The organism is Streptomyces sp. NPDC005070, from assembly GCF_053600395.1.
Window position 1 is genome coordinate 34,837 of sequence record NZ_JBSFZS010000055.1, and the last position, 19,275, is coordinate 54,111.

General features: G+C 72.0%; 19 protein-coding genes. 7 read left to right on the plus strand and 12 right to left on the minus strand.

The annotated features are described in order from the left end of the window. Positions 1-67: 67 nt before the first annotated feature. Entirely contained in the window at positions 68-601 is a 534-nt protein-coding gene (locus ACWEBX_RS20145; protein WP_451886189.1) for a hypothetical protein, read from the plus strand. 426 nt (positions 602-1,027) lie between these two features. Here the strand turns inward: ACWEBX_RS20145 and ACWEBX_RS20150 are convergent, their stop codons facing one another. The 3 genes from ACWEBX_RS20150 to ACWEBX_RS20160 form a co-directional block, all read right to left on the minus strand. Next, positions 1,028-1,642, minus strand: a complete 615-nt coding sequence (locus ACWEBX_RS20150; protein WP_451886190.1) for a hypothetical protein — start codon at positions 1,640-1,642, stop codon at positions 1,028-1,030. Next, positions 1,639-2,226: an RNA polymerase sigma factor gene (locus tag ACWEBX_RS20155; protein ID WP_451886191.1), complete on the minus strand. Its 588-nt coding sequence runs from the start codon at positions 2,224-2,226 to the stop codon at positions 1,639-1,641. The genes ACWEBX_RS20150 and ACWEBX_RS20155 overlap by 4 nt, the downstream gene beginning before the upstream one ends. Before the next feature lie 483 nt (positions 2,227-2,709). After that, on the minus strand, positions 2,710-3,654 hold the full coding sequence (locus ACWEBX_RS20160) for a helix-turn-helix transcriptional regulator (RefSeq protein ID WP_451886192.1): 945 nt from the start codon (positions 3,652-3,654) through the stop codon (positions 2,710-2,712). A gap of 39 nt (positions 3,655-3,693) precedes the next feature. Between ACWEBX_RS20160 and ACWEBX_RS20165 the strand changes: the two genes are divergently transcribed. After that, complete coding sequence (locus tag ACWEBX_RS20165) at positions 3,694-4,272, plus strand: hypothetical protein (protein ID WP_451886193.1); 579 nt, start codon at positions 3,694-3,696, stop codon at positions 4,270-4,272. After that, positions 4,269-4,760 (plus strand): hypothetical protein, encoded by a 492-nt coding sequence (locus ACWEBX_RS20170; protein ID WP_451886194.1) that lies wholly within the window; start codon positions 4,269-4,271, stop codon positions 4,758-4,760. Before ACWEBX_RS20165 ends, ACWEBX_RS20170 begins: the two co-directional genes overlap by 4 nt. Positions 4,761-4,896: 136 nt before the next feature. On the opposite strand, the gene ACWEBX_RS20175 is transcribed toward ACWEBX_RS20170, so the two are convergent. Together ACWEBX_RS20175 and ACWEBX_RS20180 are read right to left on the minus strand one after the other, a co-directional pair. Next, the gene (locus ACWEBX_RS20175; RefSeq protein WP_451886195.1) at positions 4,897-5,613 is read right to left on the minus strand and encodes a class I SAM-dependent methyltransferase; all 717 of its coding nucleotides are present in this window, start codon (positions 5,611-5,613) and stop codon (positions 4,897-4,899) included. A 5-nt stretch (positions 5,614-5,618) separates the two neighbouring features. Then, on the minus strand, positions 5,619-5,924 hold the full coding sequence (locus tag ACWEBX_RS20180) for a 4a-hydroxytetrahydrobiopterin dehydratase (RefSeq protein WP_451886196.1): 306 nt from the start codon (positions 5,922-5,924) through the stop codon (positions 5,619-5,621). 397 nt (positions 5,925-6,321) lie between these two features. Here ACWEBX_RS20180 and ACWEBX_RS20185 point away from each other — a divergent pair, with 397 nt between their 5' ends. Both ACWEBX_RS20185 and ACWEBX_RS20190 read left to right on the plus strand, forming a co-directional pair. Next, positions 6,322-7,167, plus strand: a complete 846-nt coding sequence (locus tag ACWEBX_RS20185; protein WP_451886197.1) for a helix-turn-helix domain-containing protein — start codon at positions 6,322-6,324, stop codon at positions 7,165-7,167. A gap of 185 nt (positions 7,168-7,352) precedes the next feature. Beyond that, entirely contained in the window at positions 7,353-8,216 is an 864-nt protein-coding gene (locus ACWEBX_RS20190) for a helix-turn-helix domain-containing protein (RefSeq protein WP_451886198.1), read from the plus strand. Here the strand turns inward: ACWEBX_RS20190 and dnaK are convergent. The 6 genes from dnaK to ACWEBX_RS20220 all read right to left on the minus strand — a co-directional run bounded on the left by dnaK (position 8,210) and on the right by ACWEBX_RS20220 (position 16,640). Next, positions 8,210-10,120, minus strand: coding sequence for a molecular chaperone DnaK (gene dnaK / locus ACWEBX_RS20195; RefSeq protein ID WP_451886199.1), 1,911 nt, complete (start codon positions 10,118-10,120; stop codon positions 8,210-8,212). The genes ACWEBX_RS20190 and dnaK overlap by 7 nt on opposite strands. 142 nt (positions 10,121-10,262) lie before the next feature. Then, the gene (locus ACWEBX_RS20200) at positions 10,263-10,688 is read right to left on the minus strand and encodes an OsmC family protein (RefSeq protein WP_451886200.1); all 426 of its coding nucleotides are present in this window, start codon (positions 10,686-10,688) and stop codon (positions 10,263-10,265) included. Positions 10,689-10,853: 165 nt separating this feature from the next. After that, positions 10,854-12,590 (minus strand): vWA domain-containing protein, encoded by a 1,737-nt coding sequence (locus tag ACWEBX_RS20205; RefSeq protein WP_451886208.1) that lies wholly within the window; start codon positions 12,588-12,590, stop codon positions 10,854-10,856. A gap of 65 nt (positions 12,591-12,655) precedes the next feature. Then, entirely contained in the window at positions 12,656-13,717 is a 1,062-nt protein-coding gene (locus tag ACWEBX_RS20210; protein WP_451886201.1) for an ATP-binding protein, read from the minus strand. Positions 13,718-13,934: 217 nt separating this feature from the next. Beyond that, on the minus strand, positions 13,935-15,932 hold the full coding sequence (locus ACWEBX_RS20215) for an alkaline phosphatase family protein (protein WP_451886209.1): 1,998 nt from the start codon (positions 15,930-15,932) through the stop codon (positions 13,935-13,937). A 228-nt stretch (positions 15,933-16,160) separates the two neighbouring features. Continuing rightward, positions 16,161-16,640: a hypothetical protein gene (locus tag ACWEBX_RS20220; RefSeq protein WP_451886202.1), complete on the minus strand. Its 480-nt coding sequence runs from the start codon at positions 16,638-16,640 to the stop codon at positions 16,161-16,163. 84 nt (positions 16,641-16,724) lie between these two features. On the opposite strand from ACWEBX_RS20220, the gene ACWEBX_RS20225 reads away from it, so the two are divergent. Next, complete coding sequence (locus ACWEBX_RS20225) at positions 16,725-17,498, plus strand: MBL fold metallo-hydrolase (protein WP_451886203.1); 774 nt, start codon at positions 16,725-16,727, stop codon at positions 17,496-17,498. Next, on the plus strand, positions 17,495-18,121 hold the full coding sequence (locus ACWEBX_RS20230; protein WP_451886204.1) for a DedA family protein: 627 nt from the start codon (positions 17,495-17,497) through the stop codon (positions 18,119-18,121). Before ACWEBX_RS20225 ends, ACWEBX_RS20230 begins: the two co-directional genes overlap by 4 nt. A gap of 137 nt (positions 18,122-18,258) precedes the next feature. Here the strand turns inward: ACWEBX_RS20230 and ACWEBX_RS20235 are convergent, their stop codons facing one another. After that, positions 18,259-19,212, minus strand: a complete 954-nt coding sequence (locus tag ACWEBX_RS20235; protein ID WP_451886210.1) for an MBL fold metallo-hydrolase — start codon at positions 19,210-19,212, stop codon at positions 18,259-18,261. Positions 19,213-19,275 lie beyond the last annotated feature (63 nt).

Here is a 19,275-nt window from a genome sequence, read left to right on the forward strand (position 1 = left end):
TATGCCTCACACCTTCTTCACATCCCCCGATATCGTCACCCCACCACGAACCAACCCTGGGGGGACCATGTCGCACGACAAGCCGCCGCACGAGCACGAACGGCCGCCCGTGGCAACCGGATCCGTGCCGGAGCCGGCGAGAGCCCGTAGAGCAAGAAGGCGCCACCTGCTGCCGGTGATCGCCGTCGCGGTCCTCCTCGGCGTCAGCGCCTGCGGCAGTGACGGTGGCGACGACAAGGGCGCCACCACGAAGGCCGCGGTCGCCAAGGCGCGGCCCACCGTCACTGTCACCACGACGGCGACCGCCACGGTGACCGCGGAGCCGGAACCGGCTCCGACCGTGACCGCGACGAAGACCGTCAAGGTGAAGGTCACCGTCACCGCGCGCGCCGCATCGGGCAGCGGCTCCGGCGGCAGCGGCAGCAGTGGCGGTGGCGGAACCGGTGTCAGCACCTGCTCGATCACCTCGAACGCCGGCAACTGCTACTCGGCGGGCCAGTACTGCCGCAACAGCGACCACGGCGCCTCGACGACCACGGCGGGCGGCACCAGGATCACGTGCGCGTACCGCTCCGGCGGATGGCGCTGGACGTACAGCTGACGGCATCCCGCCACCCCGGACAGCCCGGCCGACATGGAGCTCGGCCCGGCTGATCGAGGGCAGCCGCAGAGCCTCCCGTGGGGAGCCGGGAGGAGCGGCGGGCCCCGTGAAGAGCACAGCTCAGGCGGGGTCCGAGGGGTGGCGGTCCGGGCCCGGAAGGGCCAGGAGGGTCACACGCACACCATGCATCAGGAACCGGCCACAGCAATAGAGTCCGGCCGAAAATCGATCGTGTGAGTCGTGTGATTCGCCGGGCCGAACCGGTGGCGGCTCCTGGCCGGGACTCCGGGTCTGGCACGCCCCTGTTCCACCTGCACTTCACGCCGGCCGGCTCATCCTGGCCGAACCTGGCCGGGCGGTGAGTCGCGGGATCCGCCACCCGGAGCACTCCGGATCGCCCATGCCAACGGGCGTAAACCGTCGGTCTCAACCGCCTGCCACGGGCCTGGAGCCGATGGCTGCGCAGGCTGCTTCCTTTGTGGGGTAGCCGTCCGCCGGGTAGATCACCGGCCCGCCGAGTTCCCCATGACCGTCAGTGGCGGAGGACTCGCCACTGTCGGGCTGGGCGTTGGGGAAATAGCAGGCCGCGAACCGGGTCGGCCTTGGAGTCTGTGGCTCTGTGTCCTGTATGGGCTGGTTCCACATCCGGTCCCAGGCCGCCGCGCAGGAACGCGCCGCGTCCTGCGGATCGAAATCCTTCATGGCTTTGAGCGGCAGCTGGCTCAGGTCCGCCTCGGGCGACAGCGTGCGAGCGCACATGACATTGTGCCCGTCCTCGCCCCATGGCCCGAACATGGCTACGGCAGCCGTGGTGGCGCCCCCGAGGAGGACGGCCGTGACCGCACCGACCATGACCAGGTGCCGGCGCCTCCCGGAACCGGCCGTGCCCTGCGGCTGCTCGGTGCGTCGCATGATTTCTCGCAGGACGGCCTGGCCGTCTTCGGACGCCGCCCAGCCGTCGGTGCCGTCTTCGGTGGGGCGCAGGGCGCGGACGGCGTCGAGGTCGGACGCTCGGCTGCGCTTGGTGGCGGTCTGCTTCATGCTGACTCCCGTTGGGTGAAGTGGGCCTGGTCAAGGGCGCTTTGGTCCGGCTGCGCATGGCCTGCGGGGGGCAGCGCCGCCCTGAACCTCTTGCGTGCCCGGTGCAGGCGCACGGCGAAGGCAGTGGCCGTGCAGCCCGTGACCACGGCCGCCTGCTTGGCCGTCAGTCCGTACCAGGCACTCAGCACGAGTACCTCCCGGTCCTGTGCGGAAAGCGCCGACAGCGCGGCGGCCACCTCGGCCCGCGTCCCTATCGCGTCCCCGATCTCCGCCGCCTCCGTCCGGTCGGCCATCACCGCCAAGCGCTCGGTCAGCGCACGGTGCCGCTGGTCGGACCGCACGCGGTTGGCCAGCAGCCGCCGGGCCGAGGCGAGCAGCCACGGCAGCGCATCGTCGGGCACGGCCCCGGACTTGCGCCAGGCCAGCACAAAGGTCTCCGACAGGATGTCCTGTGCTGTCTCCCGGTTCGTACGGTGCAGCAGATACGCCAGGACCCGATCAGCATGAACCGTATAAAGAGCCTCCAGGGCCCGGTGTCCGGCCGGGTCGCCGTACTCCCCGGCGGTTGTTCGTCGTCGTCTCACAGCACCTCAGTCTTCCGCCCGTCAACGGCTGTCAATCGGGAGATGTCCGGCCGGGCCCGATCTCTTACAGCCTCTGGCAGATTCAGGCTCGGGCCCGACCGCCAGGCGTGACACGGAGCACGGGACCGCCGTGAGTACACTCCCCGCGCGAGTCGCCCCTGCGCGATCGCCACCTGCTACAGAGGAAAGGACGCGTACAGGGTCTGGTTGACCACAGTGACTTCAATAGCCGGAGCAGGTCATGCTGAGGCAGGGAGCGGAAGTCAGGTCAGCGCACGCCCCGGCGCACTCCCCAGGCGCGATTGACTGCACCACGGCAAGGGACGCCATCGCGCGCAGGAAGCGTCACCCATTGCGAGCGTCTGCGGTGCCCGATGCCGTTGCGGGTGCTGCACGATGGTTACCTCGCGAGAGGACGGACTACTTCTGGCCTCTCAGTCGCCGCTGTCCGCAAGGGAGTTGCCGCTGCGCAGCAAGCGCTCACTAAGCGTATCTGCGGGCCAGCTCCGCGACCGTTTCGGCGATGCGGGCGCGTAGTTCGGGCGGTGCCAGGACCTCGATGGCCGTCCCGAGGCGCAGGAAGTCGTCGTGGGCCAGGTCCAGGGACTCGACGGGGACGGTCGCACGGGTCCAGCCCTGCTCGTCCGTCAGCCCGTTGACCGCCACGGCCTGGCCGGCGGGGCCGCTCAGATTGACTCCGGGCGCGATCCGCACGACCGCCTCCGCCCGGTGCAGCCGTTCGTGGAACCCCCGTTGGTACGCGGTCCAGTACTCCGCCAGATCGAATCCCTCGGGCCGGGTGAACTCCGCGTCGGACATGTGGAGTTCGAGGATCTGGTCCACGCGGTAGGTGCGTGGTCCCGGGCCCGCGACGACGTACCAGCGGCCCGCCTTCAGGACGAGCCCGTACGGTTCCAGGCGGCGCTCCACGTCGGTGGGTTCGCGCCAGCGGCGGTAGCGGATGTCGAGGACTCGGCCGTTCCAGACGGCGTCGGCGACCGCGGTGAGATACGGGGTCGCGTCGGCGTCCGCGTACCAGCCCGGCGCGTCCAGGTGGAAGCGGCCGCTCACCCGGTCCGCGTGCTCGCGCAGTTCACGCGGGAGGGCCGCCCGCACCTTGAGCTGCGCCGCAGCGAGCACCGCGCCGAGTCCGAGTTCGGCGGCGGGTCCGGGGACCCCGGCGAGGAAGAGCGCCTCGGCCTCCTCGGTGGTGAGACCGGTGAGGCGGGTGCGGTAGCCGTCGAGCAGCCGGTAGCCGCCCGCGTGTCCCGCGTCGCCGTACAGCGGGACGCCCGCCGCGCTCAGCGCCTCGACGTCCCGGTACACGGTCCGGACCGAGACCTCCAGCTCCTCGGCGAGCTGGCCGGCGGTGAGTCTGCCGCGGGTCTGGAGCAGCAGGAGGATCGAGATGAGACGGCTGGACTTCACTGACACAGGATGTCAGTGAAGCGGGCCTAGCGTACTGCCATGACTTCAGCCACCTCCACGCCCGCCACGGCCACCGCGGCTCCCGCGGGACCGGCGCCCTCCGGGGTTTCCGCCGGCTCCGGCGCGTCCCCGGGCCCCGCCGCCTTCCGGGAGAAGCTCCTGACCGTGCCGCCGCCCATCGAATCGGCGGGACGGCGGATCAAGCGGTACCACGTGACCGCGGACCCCGCCGGTATCGAGCCGGAGATCGAGGGGGCGGCGTACGCGATGCTGCCGCGGCTGCTCCCCGAGCCGGACGGCACCCCGCCCGCCACGTTCGCCGTCCTGCACCGGGGCGGCGACGGCAGCGCCTATCTGTGCGCGTACAGCTGGGTCTGGGACAACGTCCTGCACTTCCGGGCCGCCGCCGCGGGCCAGCCGGTGCTCGGCTGCCCCGACCGGGACCCGACGAACTTCGTCGTCACGGAACGCCCGTGGATCGGCTGTGTCTGGGAGCTGCCGCCGATCCTGCACGAGCGGGACGCCTGGGTACGGCATCTGCTCGCCTCCGAAGCACCCGACCTCGACGCCTACTTGGCCGACTCGCTGCCCGAAGGAACCACGGGAGACCGCGCATGAACGACGTCCGCGACAACGCCCCGGCCGCGCACGGCTTCGACTTCTTCCACGGCGACTGGGACGTCGCCCACCGCCGCCGTACCGACTTCCTCGACCCGGACAGCGGCTGGGAGGAGTTCCCCGCGGTCACCCACTGTCGGCCCCTCTTCGGCGGCGCGGCGAACATCGACGAGATGGATGTGCCGAGCCAGGGATGGACGGGCCTGACGCTGCGGCTCTTCGACGTGGAGACCGGGCTGTGGTCGCTGAACTGGTCGTCCAGCCGGAGCGGCCGGCTGTTCCCGCCGGTGTTCGGGGGGTTCGGGCCGGACGGGCGGGGCGAGTTCCAGGGCGACGACACCCATGACGGGAAGGACGTGCGGGTGCGGTTCGTGTGGTCGGGGATCTCGGAGACGACGGCCCGCTGGGAGCAGGCGTTCTCCGTGGACGGGGAGAAGACCTGGCTGACCAACTGGACCATGGACTTCACCCGGAGGGAGGCCGGCTGACGTCCTGGTCCGGCCCGGTGCACGCGCGTTCGCCGCTTGCGGAAGGCGGGGGTGGAACCCGGTTCACTGCATGCGGAAGGCCCGCGGGGTGAAGCCCGGTTCGTTCCCTTCGGGAGGCCCGAAGACGAAGTCCGGATCACTCCTTTCGGAAAGCCCGCAAGGTGAAGTCCGGTTCGCGGCGCGGGACATCGGGCCCGGGCAGGGTCTCGATCCGCTCGGCCAGCCGAGGTCCGGCGGCCGCGTAGAGCCGGCCGTCGCGGATGTACTGGGCCACGCGGCGCGGGGTGCGGCCCTGGCCGTGCCCGCGGAAGAGGGCCGTACCGCTCGGGACCAGGCCGTGCTCGGCGGCGTACGCCGTGACGCGTTCGTTCGCGTCCTCGGCGTGCTCGGCGCCACAGAGCGCGGTCAACGCGTCGATGTCACTGCCGACATGGTGGGCCGCCGCCTTGTCGACGGAGGTGACGAACACACCACCGGGGCGCAGGACGCGCGCGGCTTCGGCGACGACCGGTCCGGCGTCGTCCAGCAGATGGAGCAGCCAGACGGCACACACGGCGTCGAACGAGCCTTCCGGGAAGGGGAGTCGGCGGGCGTCGGCGCGGACGACGGCTCCGGGGAGGCGTTCCGCCGCCCGGCACGCCATGCCGTGGGCCGCGTCCGCCCCCGTCACCCGCAGCCCCGGCCGACCGGCGGCGAGTCCGCTCGTCACGATGCCGGTGCCGCAGGCCACGTCGAGCAGGCCGCGGGCGGTGTCGGGGACCAGCGCGAGGACGGCGGCCGCGGCGGCGGCGGCCCGTGGTTCGCCGCCGCGCGTCGCGTCGTAGCCGCCGGCTTCCTTGTCGTAGTCCAGCACGGAGGTCAGCTCGCCCCGTGCCCCGGCGCGAGTGCCTCGACCCGGCGGGCGAGACCGAAGTCGAGCACCGTGACGGCGCCGCCGACGCTGTGGGTGTTCACGGTGAGGGCGATCGTGTTGTAGCCGAGGGTGAGGTCGGAGTGATGGTCGAGTTCCTCCTGCACCTGGGCGATGTGCACGACCATCGCGGTCGCCGCGAAGTGTGTGCCGAGCCGGTAGGTACGGGCGAGCCGGTCACCCTCCAGCGACCAGCCGGGCAGGTCCGCCAGCCGTTCCTCGATCTCCTTGGGCTCCAGCGGTTCGACGGCCATGGACGTGATCCCTTCGTACGGCGGGTGAGGCGTGCGGGGCGATGGGTCCGGGGTGGGGCGTGGTGGATCCGGGGTGGGGCGCGGGGGTCGGACCGGCGGCGAAGGCCGGGCGGACCAGGCCCTTCGCCCAGCGTGCCACAGCCGCCACCCCTCGGCAGGGCACGGCGGGCACGCCGGTTCAGCGGCGACGGCCGAACGGGCTACCGCCGCCGACCGTCCCCGGCACCGCCGGACAACCGCGTACCCGTGCGCGGTCGAGGGCGCACCGGTGGACAACCGCGCACGGTCGACGGCACCCGGCGGACAGCCGCCTACCCGTGCGCGGTCGACGGCCTCCGCCTCGCCGGGACGGGTTTCCCGGGTCGTTCACGTGCCTCCCCTCGGCTACCGTCCTCCTATGAGCATCGACCCGCCCGGCCCCGCAAGAACCGCCACCTCAAGTGCCGCCACGGACAAGGGTGTCGGGCCGCTGCTGCGCGGCTGGCGGGAGCAGCGGCGGGTGAGCCAGCTCCAACTGGCCCTGCGGGCGGACTCCTCGGCCCGGCACATCAGTTTCATCGAGACGGGCCGCTCGCGCCCCAGCGAGGAGATGGTGCTGCGGCTCGCCGAACACCTCGACGTGCCGGTCCGCGAGCGCAACGCGCTGCTGCTCGCTGCGGGTTACGCCCCGCGCTACGCGGAGACCCCGCTGGACGACCCGTCGATGGACGCGCTGCGCGAGGGCATGGAGCGACTGATCCAGGGCTACGAGCCGTATCCGGCGCTGGTGGTCGACGCGACGTACGACGTACTGGCCGCGAACCGCGGGATCGCCCTGCTGCTGGACGGTGTCCCGGAGCGGCTCCTCGTCCCGCCGCTGAACGCGATGCGGCTGACGCTGCACCCGGAGGGCCTGGCGCCGCGCATCCGCAATCTGCGCACATGGCGGGATCACCTGCTGGCCCAGATGGACCGGCAGATCGCCCTGCGCCGTTCGGAGCCGCTGCGCGCGCTGTACGAGGAGGTGGCGGCGTATCCGGTCCCGGACCGGGACGCCGAGGCGGACGACGACGAGCCGCTCGGTCCCGTCCCTCACTTCGCGCTCCCGCTGCGGATCGAGCACGAGGGCCGGGTGCTGTCGTTCATCTCGTCCATCTCCACGTTCAACACCCCGATGGACGTGACGGTCGCCGAACTGGCCATCGAGACGTTCCTTCCGGCGGACCCGGCGACGGGCAAGTACCTTCACTCGCTGCACTCGTGACCGTTTGTCACCGTGGCTCGACACCGGGCGGGACCGCCGACCGGTGACTGCGGCGCGCGGAGGGCATGGAGGCGCCTACGAGGCGTCATATCCCGCTGCATGACGTCGGGTTGAGGCCACACGATGATGGGTCCGCACGGACATGGCACACTGCACGCATACTTCGGCGCGTGGGGAGGCGTGGCGTGAGTGAGCGGCGGCCGGCACCCACGGTGGGCCAGGTGGTTCTGGGCCGACGGCTGCAGGAGCTGCGTGAGGCCGCGGGCCTGAAACGGGAAGAGGCGGCGCGTGTCCTGAGGGTCGCGCCGACGACCGTGCGCCGGATGGAGACGGCCGAGGTCGCCCTCAAGATCCCGTACGTGCAGGTCCTGTTGACGACGTACGGCGTCTCCGACGACGAGGCCGAGATCTTCGTGGCGCTGGCCGAGGAGGCCAACGAGCCGGGCTGGTGGCAGCGGTACCACGACGTGCTGCCGGACTGGTTCAGCATGCACGTCAGCCTGGAGGGCGCGGCCCGGCTGATCCGCAGTTACGAACCGCACTTCGTGCCGGGGCTGTTGCAGACCGAGGAGTACGCGCGGGCCGTGCTGGAGGCCGGGACGGTCGGGCAGACGGGCGCCGAGGCCATCGACCGGCATGTGGCCCTGCGCCTGAAGCGGCAGGCACTGCTCACCCGCGAGAACCCGCCCCACCTCTGGGTGATCATGGACGAGACGGCTCTGCTGCGTCCGGTGAGCATCCGGGGTGAGGTCATGCGCGAGCAGATGGACCGACTCCTCGAATGGGTCGAGCTCGATCACATCACGCTCCAGGTCGCGGAGTTCGCGGCGGGGCCGCACCCGGGGACGTACACGTCCTTCGCGCTGTTCCGCTTCGCCGAGCGAGAGCTGCCGGACATCGTCTACAGCGAGTACGTGACCGGCGCTCTCTATCTCGACGCGCGTGAGGAGGTCGCCCTGCATCTGGAGGTGCTGGACCACATGTCGGCCCACTCCGCCTCCGCGGAGCGCACCAAGGAGATCCTCCGGGAATTCCGCGACCGCTACTGAGCGGGTCCCGGTCCCCGGGCCCCGTCCCGGGTGCTCCCTCCGTCCTCTTCGCGGTCCTCGTCCACGATCTCCGCGTCCACCACGACGTCGTCGTCACCCGCGCCCGGGGCCTGCCCGGTGGGCGGCTGGTCCTGCGGGGCCGACCCCTGCTGGGCCTGGGCGTACATGGCCTGGCCCATCTGCTGGCTGCCGGTGGCCAGCCTCTCGATGGCGCCGCGCAGGGCGGCGGTGTCGGTGGAGGAGTCCTCCAGAAGCTGTTTGAGTTCGTCGGCCGCGGAGGACACCTGGGCCTTGGTGTCAGCGGGGATGCGTTCGTCGTTCTCGCGGACGAACTTCTCCGTCTGGTACACGAGTTGCTCGCCGTGGTTGCGGGTCTCGGCCGCCTCCCGGTTGCGCCGGTCCTCCTCGGCGTACTGCTCGGCCTCGCGCACCATGCGGTCGATGTCGTTCTTGGCGAGCGCGGAGCCACCGGTCACGGTCATCTTGTGCTCGCGCCCGGTGGCCAGATCCTTCGCGGAGACATGGGTGATCCCGTTGGCGTCGATGTCGAAGGCGACCTCGATCTGCGGGACACCGCGCGGCGCGGGCGGCAGACCGGTGAGGTCGAAGACGCCGAGCTTCTTGTTGTACGCGGCGATCTCGCGCTCTCCCTGGTAGACCTGGATGCCGACCGAGGGCTGGTTGTCGGCGGCCGTCGTGAAGATCTCCGAACGCCGTGTGGGAATGGTGGTGTTGCGCTCGATGAGGGTGGTCATGATGCCGCCCTTGGTCTCGATGCCGAGGGACAGCGGGGTGACGTCGAGGAGCAGGACGTCCTTCACGTCGCCGCGGATCACACCGGCCTGGAGTCCCGCGCCGAGGGCCACGACCTCGTCCGGGTTGACGCCCTTGTGCGGGTCCCTGCCGGTGAGTTCCTTCACCAGGTCGGTGACGGCGGGCATCCGGGTGGAGCCGCCGACCAGGATGACGTGGTCGACGGCGGACAGCTTCACACCGGCGTCCTTGACCGCCTGATGGAAGGGCGTCCTGCAGCGGTCGAGCAAGTCGGCCGTCAGCTCCTGGAACTGAGCTCGTGTCAGTTTCTCGTCGAGGTGCAGCGGGCCTTGGACGGTGGCGGTGATGTAGGGCAGGTTGACGGTGGTCTCGGTGGACGAGGACAGCTCGATCTTGGCCTTCTCGGCACCCTCGCGCAGCCGTTGCAGAGCCATCTTGTCGTGTCCGAGATCGATGCCGTGCGCGGCCTTGAAGCGCTGGGCGAGGTGCTCGACGATCCGCTGGTCCCAGTCGTCACCGCCCAGCCGGGTGTCCCCGTTGGTCGCCTTGACCTCGATGACCCCGTCGCCGATCTCCAGGAGCGAGACGTCGAAGGTGCCGCCGCCCAGGTCGAAGACGAGGACGGTCTGCTCCTCCCCGCGGTCGAGTCCGTACGCGAGAGCCGCGGCGGTCGGCTCGTTGATGATCCGTAAGACCTTCAGGCCCGCGATCTCGCCCGCCTCCTTGGTGGCCTGGCGCTGCGCGTCGTCGAAGTAGGCCGGCACGGTGATCACGGCGTCCGTGACGTCCTGGCCGAGGTAGGCCTCGGCGTCCCGCTTCAGCTTCTGCAGCACCCGCGCGGACAGTTCCTGGGCGCGGTAACGGGTGCCGTCGACGCTGCCCTTCCCGGGGAACCGCCAGTTCACATCGCCCATGTACCGCTTCACGGACCGCGCGGTGCGCTCCACGTTCGTCACGGCCTGCCGCTTGGCGACCTCGCCGACCAGCACCTCGCCGTTCTTGGCGAAGGCCACCACGGAGGGCGTGGTGCGTGCTCCCTCGGCGTTGGCGACGACCGTCGCCTCACCGCCCTCCAGGACGGCCACCACCGAGTTAGTCGTACCGAGATCGATCCCGACCGCACGTCCCATGTCCGTCCCCTTCCGCCCCGGCTCTGCCCGCCCTCAAGCACAAAACCTGTGTTGTCGCTTGTCAATGGCGCGGACGGCCGTACAGGGGCGGACACGCCGGTGCCGCGCCTCCCCGTGGGGGCGCGGCACCGGTGTGTGCGCGTCAGGCGAGCTTCGCCGACAGGGTGATCGTCGTGCCGGTCAGGGCCTGGCTGACCGGGCAGTTCTTCTTGGCGTCCTCGGCCGCCGCGACGAAGCCGTCGTTGTCGAGACCCGGCACCGTGCCCTCGACCGTGAGGTGGATGCCGGTGATGCCCTCGCCGGGCTGGAAAGTGACGTCGGCGTTGGTCAGGAGCTTGGTGGGCGGCGTCCCGGCACCCGCGAGGGCGTGCGACAGCGCCATGGAGAAGCAGCTCGAGTGGGCGGCCGCGATCAGTTCCTCGGGGCTGGTCCTGCCGTTGGCGTCCTGGGCCCGCGACGCCCACGTCACCGGCTGCTCGCCGATGCCGGAGGAGTCGAAGGTGACGACGCCGCTGCCCTGGAGCAGGTCGCCTTCCCACACGGTGTGCGCGGTGCGCGTGGTTGCCACGGTGATTCCTTTCGGGAGTGGTCCCGTTGCCGGGGTCCGTGTCTCCCATCCGATCACACCTGGGCCCGGTGCACCCCACGCTTCGGACGGCGACCTGCCGGTGCGTGTCCGGGATTTCGTCGCCGAGGACGGGGGAAGGGCCCGCCGGGACGGCGCGGCGGGAACTCAGGTCACCCGGAAGACCGGCCCGCGCGCGGTGAACGGGAGCCGCGCGCCGTGCGGGATCAGATAGGCGTGCTCGCGCCGCACCCGCAGCACGTCGCAGTATCCGTCCGTGATCACCAGGACGGGCGCGCCCGGCGGGAAGTCGTCGGCACGGTGCAGCAGATCGATGCCCGGCTGCAGCACGGTGCCACCGCGCCCGTGCACCCGTACGCGTCCGGCGATCTCCGTGACGGGCAGATAGCCCGCGTCGTGCGGCGCGGCGTCGCAGAACACGACGCGCGCGGCGGGAACGTCACGGGCCTCGGCGTACGAGGCGATGGCGCCCAGTGCCTTGCCGAGCAGGGTGCGGTCCATGGAGGCGGAGGTGTCGAGGACGACGCCGAAGGTGCAGCGGGCGATCTCCTCGGGCGGGAACCAGCGGCCCGCGCGCGGGATACCCGGGGTGGCCGCCTGCCGGCGGGAGGGACGGGCGTACGAGCGCAGCGGCTCGGGGCGGGGCACGAACTCGTCGAACCAGCGGGCGAGTCGGGCGTCCCAGGGCAGCGGCGGATGACTGAGCGCGCGGATCTCCTCGACCAGGCCGCCGGGGAGGAAGCCGCGCTCCTGCTGCTGGTGCAGATCGAGGCCCCGGGCCAGGCCCCGCCGGTAGAACTCGTCGAGGTCGACGTAGTCGCGCGGCGAGCCGAGCGGTCCGCCCAGGATGTCGCCCGCTCCCCTGCCGCGCAGCGTGGCGAGGCGGCGCACACGGCGCAGATCACCGGCGATCCTGTCGTACACCTCCTCGGCGGACAGGTCCTTCAGCTCCGGGTCGTACAGCAGGCCGTCGGGCATCGTGCCGACCCGCATCTCGCACAGCCAGCCGTTGATCACGTAGTCGGCGGCGACGTTGAAGAGGTACGGGTCCCGGGTGCCGCGGCGGTCGCCGTGGCGCAGGGCGGCGTGCAGCATCTCGTGGGCCAGGACGAACCGCCATTCCTCGTCGTCGAACCGGCGCAGCGGGTTGATGTAGATCTCGCCCGCCTCGGTGTCCACGGCGGCGACGGAGATGTCGTGGGCACGGGCGAGTTCGGCGTCGGCGACGAGGGTGATGCCGGCGGCGAGGCCACCGAGCAGCGGGTAGGAGGAGACGAACCAGCTCAGCGCCCGCTCCCAGGGCCGGAGCGGGGTACGCGCGTCGCCCAGGGAGACGCGTCGTCCGCCCGCCACGTCCATCGCGGCGGCCATGGTGCGGGTCAGCGCGTGCGCGAAGGCCACCTGCCAGTCGGTCGGAGCGGCCCCCTGCCAGGTGCTCCAGGGCACGAGGACCTGGTCCGGGGCGCCGCCCGCCGTACCGCAGTGTTCGTACCGGGGCGGGATGCCGTCGCGGCGCCAGGCCGCGGCGAGCCGTTCCTCGTCCCCGTCGGGGTAGGAGTCCGGGAGGTCCTCGGGGGTCAGCCGGGCCGAGAAGCCGCGCAGGAAGCGGTTGACCACCACGCAGCGGGCGGCGAGGTCGAAGCGGTCCGGCTGCTCGCGCTCGCCCGCCGCGGCCGGGAGATGACCGAAGCCCAGATGGATGACGGCGTGCGCCACGGCCCAGGCCCAGGTGACGGGGTCGGTGCGCCGGGTCGGGTTGACGTGCACGGTCCCGTTGGAGTCGACGGCCACCAGCCCGTCCCGGGGAACTCTGGTGCACGTCTCCTCCCGGCAGACGCGGAAGTTCACGGCTTCCAGGGCCGGATTGGCCCGGATCAGCAGCATCCCCTGGGCGAACGCCTCGGCGGCGGGATCGGGCTTGGCCTTGGTCCCGGCCTTGCGGGAACGGCTCACCGGCGCGCCTCCACCAGACGCGGCATGTCCCGGGCCGCCTCCACGAGGAACCACGCGGGCAGGACCGGATTGCCGTCGGCGTCCGAGGCGATGACGCTCTGGGCGACCTCGACGGATATCTCCGCGAGCTGGATCAGCAGGGACTTCGCCCGGTACGCGGTCTGGCGGGCGTTCGCCGAGATGTGGTCCCGGCCGGCCGGGAGTTCCTTGATCAGACGGCCTCGGAAGGACTCCGCGAGGTAGTAGAGGAGATCGCGGTCCTCCAGGCGGGAGGGCCAGCGGGCGTCACCCTTGAGGACGGCCTCGATGCCGAAGCGACTGCGCACGATCTTGACGTAGCCGCAGAACGCGACCGCGTGCGCCGGCGTCAGCGTGCCGTGGGCGATCACCTTCAGGGTCTCCTCGTCGAGCGCGTCGCCGAAGGAGCGCAGCGCGTCGGAGAGCATGTGCCAGGAGCGCGGCGTGGAGAAGGGCTCCTCGGTCTTCGGCGGCTTGGACCACAGGTGGTCGGGGCGGTCGGTGACGTGGTCGAGCACCCAGGGGTGGATGTCGTTCGCGGCGGCCCAGACGAGCCAGTCCTTCGGAGAGGCCTCCAGATGGACGTGGGTGAGGCGGTTGACCAGCGCCGAGGCGATCGGGCGGGCCAGCGCGTTGTCCGTCGCGCGATTGCCCGCGCCGATCACGATGGAGCCCTTCGGCAGTTCGTACTCACCGATGCGGCGGTCCAGGATCAGCGAGTAGAAGGCCTTCTGCACATCGGGGGTCGCCGCGTTCAGCTCGTCCAGGAACAGGCAGTACGGCTCGTCGCGGGCGATGGCCTGCGGCGGACAGAAGACGGAACGCCCGTCGCGGATCTGCGGCACACCGATCAGGTCCTCGGGCGCGAGCTGCGTACCCAGCAGGCTCACGCACTCCAGCCCGAGCGATTCGGCGAACTCCCGGACCAGGGAGGACTTTCCGATGCCGGGGGCGCCCCAGAGGAAGACCGGCCGCACGGTGGCGAGACCGAGCAGCAGCTCCGGGACACGGGACGGAGTGACGGTGACGGCTGCCTGCACAGGCGGGCTCCTTGACAGCGGGAGGAAGACGGGAGAGGTGGGAGAGGTACGAAGGACGCGCGCGAAAGCGGGCGTGCGATGCCCACAGTGTGGCTACGGCGGTACGCCCGCCGCCTCCCATTTTTGCTTCGTACACGGCCTTCTTCGTCCGGTGAAGCAGGACGCTCTCGCCCGGTGAACGGGACACCGCACGCCCCGTGGGCGCCGGCATGCCCGCTCAGGCGGCCCGCTCGTCCGGGCGGGACGGCAACGGGACCTGGGCGCCGTCGCACTCACGCAGCCAGCGCCGCAGCACGTCGTGCACCCGCTCGGCGCCGACGAGTCCGGTGTCCGCGCCGACCGGTGGGGACAGGGCCAGCGGGGAGAGGAGGAACGGGTGCCCCTGGGCACCCCCGAGCCCGCCGTGCGAGCCGATCTGCTCCTCGAAGGCGAGGACTTCGCCCTCCACGGGGTCGTACCAGGAGTTGACCATGATGTCGGCGGTGTGCGGGAACGTGTGCGTACGCCGCACCACGGCGGCGGCGCCGGGGCCGAAGTCGGCCAGCGGGCCCGGGTGTTCGTCGTCGAGCCGGCCCACCGGCACCTCGGCGCCGTGCGCGCCGAGCACGAGGCCGCCGTGCTCCTCGCTGCGCACCAGGAGGAAGCCGACGCCGGGGTGGTTGGCGAGCGTGGGCAGCAGCGCGGGGTGACGCCGGTCGATCTCCTCCCGGCTCATCCGGTGCGGAACGTCCGGGAAGGAGACGAGACCGAGGTTCCCGGAGGCCAGGACCAGGGGTTCGGAGCGGCGCCCCGCCGGTCCGCGCCGCTCCTCGCGCTCCTCCACCGGCCGGCGCAGCGCGGCCCGGACGGCGGTCCGGGCCTCGGCACCACTGTGGGTCCGCCGGGCCTTGCGGGGCACGGGCAGCCCGCAGCCGGCCCGGACCAGATGGCCGAGGCTGAGGCCGTACCTGGTCAGGAAGGTCTCACCCGGGCTCTGGCCGTGGTCGGAGAGCACGACGACGCGGTAGGGCCGCGGGGCGTGCTCGGCGACCTTCTCGATCAGCGCGAGCGAACGGTCGAGCCGCTCCAGGATCCGCTCGGCGTCCCGACTCCGCGGCCCGGAGTGGTGCGCCACCTCGTCGTAGGCCACGAGGTCCGCGTAGACGGCGTTGCGTCCGGCGAGCATGTCGCCGATCACCGCGGCGACCACGACATCCCGTTCCACGACGGTCGCGAAGGCGCGGACGAACGGATACAGACCGCCGCGTTTGACGCGGGGCCGTCGTCGCCGGAGGCGGGCCCGGGTGGACTGGCCCGTCTCCCTGAAGACCTCGGCCACGAACGACATGGCCGTACGGACGGCGTTGGCCGGGTCGGAGAAGTACGCGAAGTATCCGGCCCGTGAGCGGTTGTCCCGCCCCCTGCGCGCGGCCACGGACAGCACGAGGGCGAGCTCGTCGGCACCGCCGCCGAAGAGGTTGCCCCGGCTCGCGCCGTCGGCCGTGAGCAGGCCGCCGTCGCCGGTGCGCGCGACGGCCCGCCGCTGGAGCTCGGCGGCACCGGTCGGCCGGTTGCAGACCATGACCTCCTGGGTGTCCTTCTCGTACCAGCGGAAGGCCGGGACGTCGTGGTTGGTGCCGTGCAGGATGCCGAGCTGGCTGGCGCCGGTCTGGCTGGACCAGTCGGTTCTCCACGGGGTGAGCCGGTGGGTGGGACGGTTCCCGTCGATCCAACGGGCGGCGGTCGGCATCAGCCGTTTGCCGATCGCCTCCCGCAGCACGTCGTGCCCGACGCCGTCGAGCTGGAGGAAGACCACACCGGGAGTCGAGGGGCCGGGCCGTCCGACGGCGCGTCTGCGGCGCCGGTCGGCGAGCCGGTAGAGGCGGCGCCGGTACGCGTCGTCGTCCCGTACGGCGAGGGCGGCGCCGGTGGCCGAGGCGACGGCCGACATGACGGCGGCCACGACCACGGCGGTCTCCGGGGCCGCCTCGCCGTGCCCGGAGGGGTTGAGCCGCAGGGCGATCAGCAGCAGCGAGCCGTTCAGGAAGAAGACGAGCAGGCCGAGGACGAACGCGGGGACGAGCAGCAGGGTGCGCACGAGCAGGGGCCATACCAGCGCCGACAGGAGGCCGAAGACGCCCGCGCCGGCCGCCGCGGTGACGGCGATCCGTGTCGCGCTGTCCCCGCTCTCCGACTGCAGCCGGAAGTCGGGCAGCGCACCGGCGAGGACGAGCATCGTGAGCGTGGACACGGCCCACACCGTGATGCTGCGCCCGGCCGCGCTGGCGAGTGGCCGCCAACGTCCTTTGTCCACGCCCAGTCCACCTCACGTCCCGGCCCGCCCGGTCCGCGCGGCCTGCTCCCACCCTGTCACAACGGCCGGAGATCCCCGGAAGTCCCCAAAAGCCGCGAGAAGTGCCGTGAGAGGTGCCCCGGCGGGCTTCCCCGGGCGGCGGGCGAGGGTTCAGCGGCCGTCGTAGCCGGCGGTCGGCATCGACAGCCGGCGGTGGACCCTGGCCTTCATCTGGGCGTCGTACGACGGTTCGGCGGTGCCGACGGTCTCGACCCGGACGCCGCGGCGGACGCATTCGGCGGTGAACTCCTCCACCGAGGCGAGGGCACGCTCCAGCACCCGGCGGCTGGGCGCGACGAACAGGTCCACGAGACCGGCCTCGACATCCGCCCACAGGCCGCGGTGGTCGGGGCGCAGCCCGCGGACGAGAAGTTCCCTGGTGACGACGTAGCCGTGCTCGGCGGCCCAGCGGGCGCACATCGCGTGCTGGCTGCGGGAGTCGACGAGAAAGGGTTCCTCGTCGAGTTCTTCCAGAGGGGTCAGGCTCGCGATCGCCGTGACACGGAGCGACGAGGTGTGCGGCAGCGGGCCACCCTGCTCGTGCGGGCGTGTGAGGGCGTGCGCGCCGGAGGCACCGCGTGCGTCGACCATGGTGTCCCCCTCACCTCCTGGTTTCGCCGCAGACCCTACTCCTGCCCGTAGGCTCGGGGGGAGTCGTGCGAAGGAGGGAAAGAGGTGCCGGTGGAGATCACCTGGTGGGGGCACGCCACCTGCACGCTGGAGGACTCCGGGACACGCGTGCTCACCGATCCGCTCTTCGCGCGCCGGCTCGCGCACCTGCGGCGCAGGCGCGGGGCGCCGCCCCCTCCCCCGGCGGCGATCGCGGACGTCGCGCTGGTCTCCCATCTGCACGCCGACCATCTGCATCTGCCCTCGCTGGCACGGCTGGCCCCGGGCACCCGACTGCTCGTGCCGCGCGGTGCCCCGCGTTCGGTGCCCGGGCTGCGTAAACTGCGCCATCTGCGGCTCACGGAGGTCGCGCCCGGTGATCGCACCCGGGTCGGTGACCTGGCCGTACGCACGGTTCCGGCCCGGCACGACGGGCGCCGGCTGCCGATCGGACCGCACCACTCCCCCGCCGTGGGGTACGTGATCGAGGGAGAGGCGCGGACGTACTTCGCCGGGGACACGGGGCTGTTCGCGTCGATGGCCGAGGAGGTCGGTCCGGTCGACGTGGCCCTGCTGCCGGTGGGCGGCTGGGGCCCTTATCTCGGGGAGGGGCATCTGGACGCGGGGCGCGCGGCGGAGGCGCTCGCCGCGTTGTGTCCGCGCAGCGCTGTGCCGGTGCACTACGGCACGTTCTGGCCCATCGGGATGGATGCCGTGCGCCCCCATGAATTCCACGCGCCGGGCGAGGAGTTCGTACGCCTGGCCGCCGAACGTGCGCCCCAGGTGGCGGTGCATCTGCTGAGCCAGGGAGAGAGCGTACGTCCGGAGGCCGCTCGGTGATCTTCCTGGCCGCCACGGCGCCGACCGTGCCTCCGGAGTCCACTCAGCAGGCGATCGGCTATCCGTCGCTGTTCCTGCTGGTGCTGATCGGCGCTCTGGTGCCGGTGGTGCCGACGGGGGCTCTGGTGAGTTCGGCGGCGGTGGTGGCCTTTCATCAGGAGTCGCCCTTCGCGCTGCTGACGGTGTTCCTGGTCTCCTCGGTGGCCGCGTTCCTCGGCGACATGTCGCTCTACTGGCTCGGGCACCGCGGCATGGGCTCGAAGAACGGGTCGCGCTGGCTGGAGGCGATCCGGGAACGCGCACCCGAGGACCGGCTCGCTCAAGCGCAGGAGAAGCTCGACGACCACGGCATCGCCGTCCTCGTCCTGTCCCGCCTCGTGCCGGCGGGCCGCATCCCGGTGATGCTGGCCTGCCTGATCGCGAACATGCCGCTGCGTGTCTTCGCCCGCGGAGACGTCCCGGCCTGCCTCGCGTGGGCGGCCACCTACCAGGTCATCGGCATCCTCGGCGGTTCGCTCTTCCCCGAGCCGTGGCAGGGTGTGGTGGCGGCGGTGGCGCTGACCGTCGCGATCAGCGTGGCACCGAGTGTGTGGCGCAGGTTCCGCCGTACGAAGGCCTCGTAGGGGCGCCCGCCGCCTTCTGCGAGGGGACCGGTCACCGCTTCTTCCCGCGGGGGCTGCGGGGACGGTAGCCCCTTCTTCCCACGGGCGCTGCGGGGACGGTCATCCCTCCTTCCCGCGGGGCGTTGCGAGGGCGGGCTTCACTCCAGCACCCGGGACCCGCCCACCGCCAGATCCCACAGGTTCTCCCGGGCCAGGCCCGCCCGCTCCCAGGCCGCCCGCACCCGCCGCAGGGGTTCGAGGACCGGTTCGGCCGAGAGCACGAAGGTGCCCCAGTGCATCGGGGCCATCCTCCGCGCGCGCAGGTCGACGGCCGCCTGCACGGCCTCCTCGGGGTCGCAGTGCACGTCGCTCAGCCACCAGCGGGGGTCGTACGCGCCGATGGGCAGGAGGGCGAGGTCGATCCCCGGGTGGCGCTGCCCGATGCGGGTGAACCAGTGTCCGTAGCCGGTGTCGCCCGCGAAGTAGACGCGCTGCCCCTCGGGTGCCGTGAGCACCCAGCCGCCCCACAGGGAGCGGCACGTGTCGGTGAGGGTGCGCTTGGACCAGTGGTGGGCTGGGACGAAGTCGAAGCGGACGCCTTCGAGTTGGGCCGCCTCCCACCAGTCGAGCTCGGTGACCCGGCCGAACCGCCGTCGCCTGAACCAGTGTCCGAGCCCGGCCGGTACGAACACCGGTGTGTCACGCGGGAGCCGGCTCAGGGTCGGGGCGTCCAGATGGTCGTAGTGGTTGTGGCTGATGACGACCGCGTCGACGCGCGGCAGCGCGCTCCAGGCGACACCGACCGGGGTGATCCGGGCCGGGATTCCCACGATGCGTCGGGACCAGACCGGGTCGGTGAGGACGGTGAGCCCGCCGATCCGGACCACCCAACTCGCGTGCCCGGCCCAGGAGACGGCGACCGTCCAGGCGTCCACACCGGGCAGCGGTCCCGGCGCGAAGGGCAGCAGCGGGATCTCGGCGAGCCCCTCGGCGGACGGGCGCGGCGCACCCTCGCGGGCGAGCCGCGCGAAGGCCCGCAGCCCGGGGAGCGGCGCGGTCAGCCGGTCCACGAAGGACCGGGGCACAGTGACGGAGGGCTTCGAACCGGTCAGGGAGGCGTTCGCGGCCAACTTCGCGACGCTGGGGGACCGGGGCGCCGCCGTCACCGTGTACCG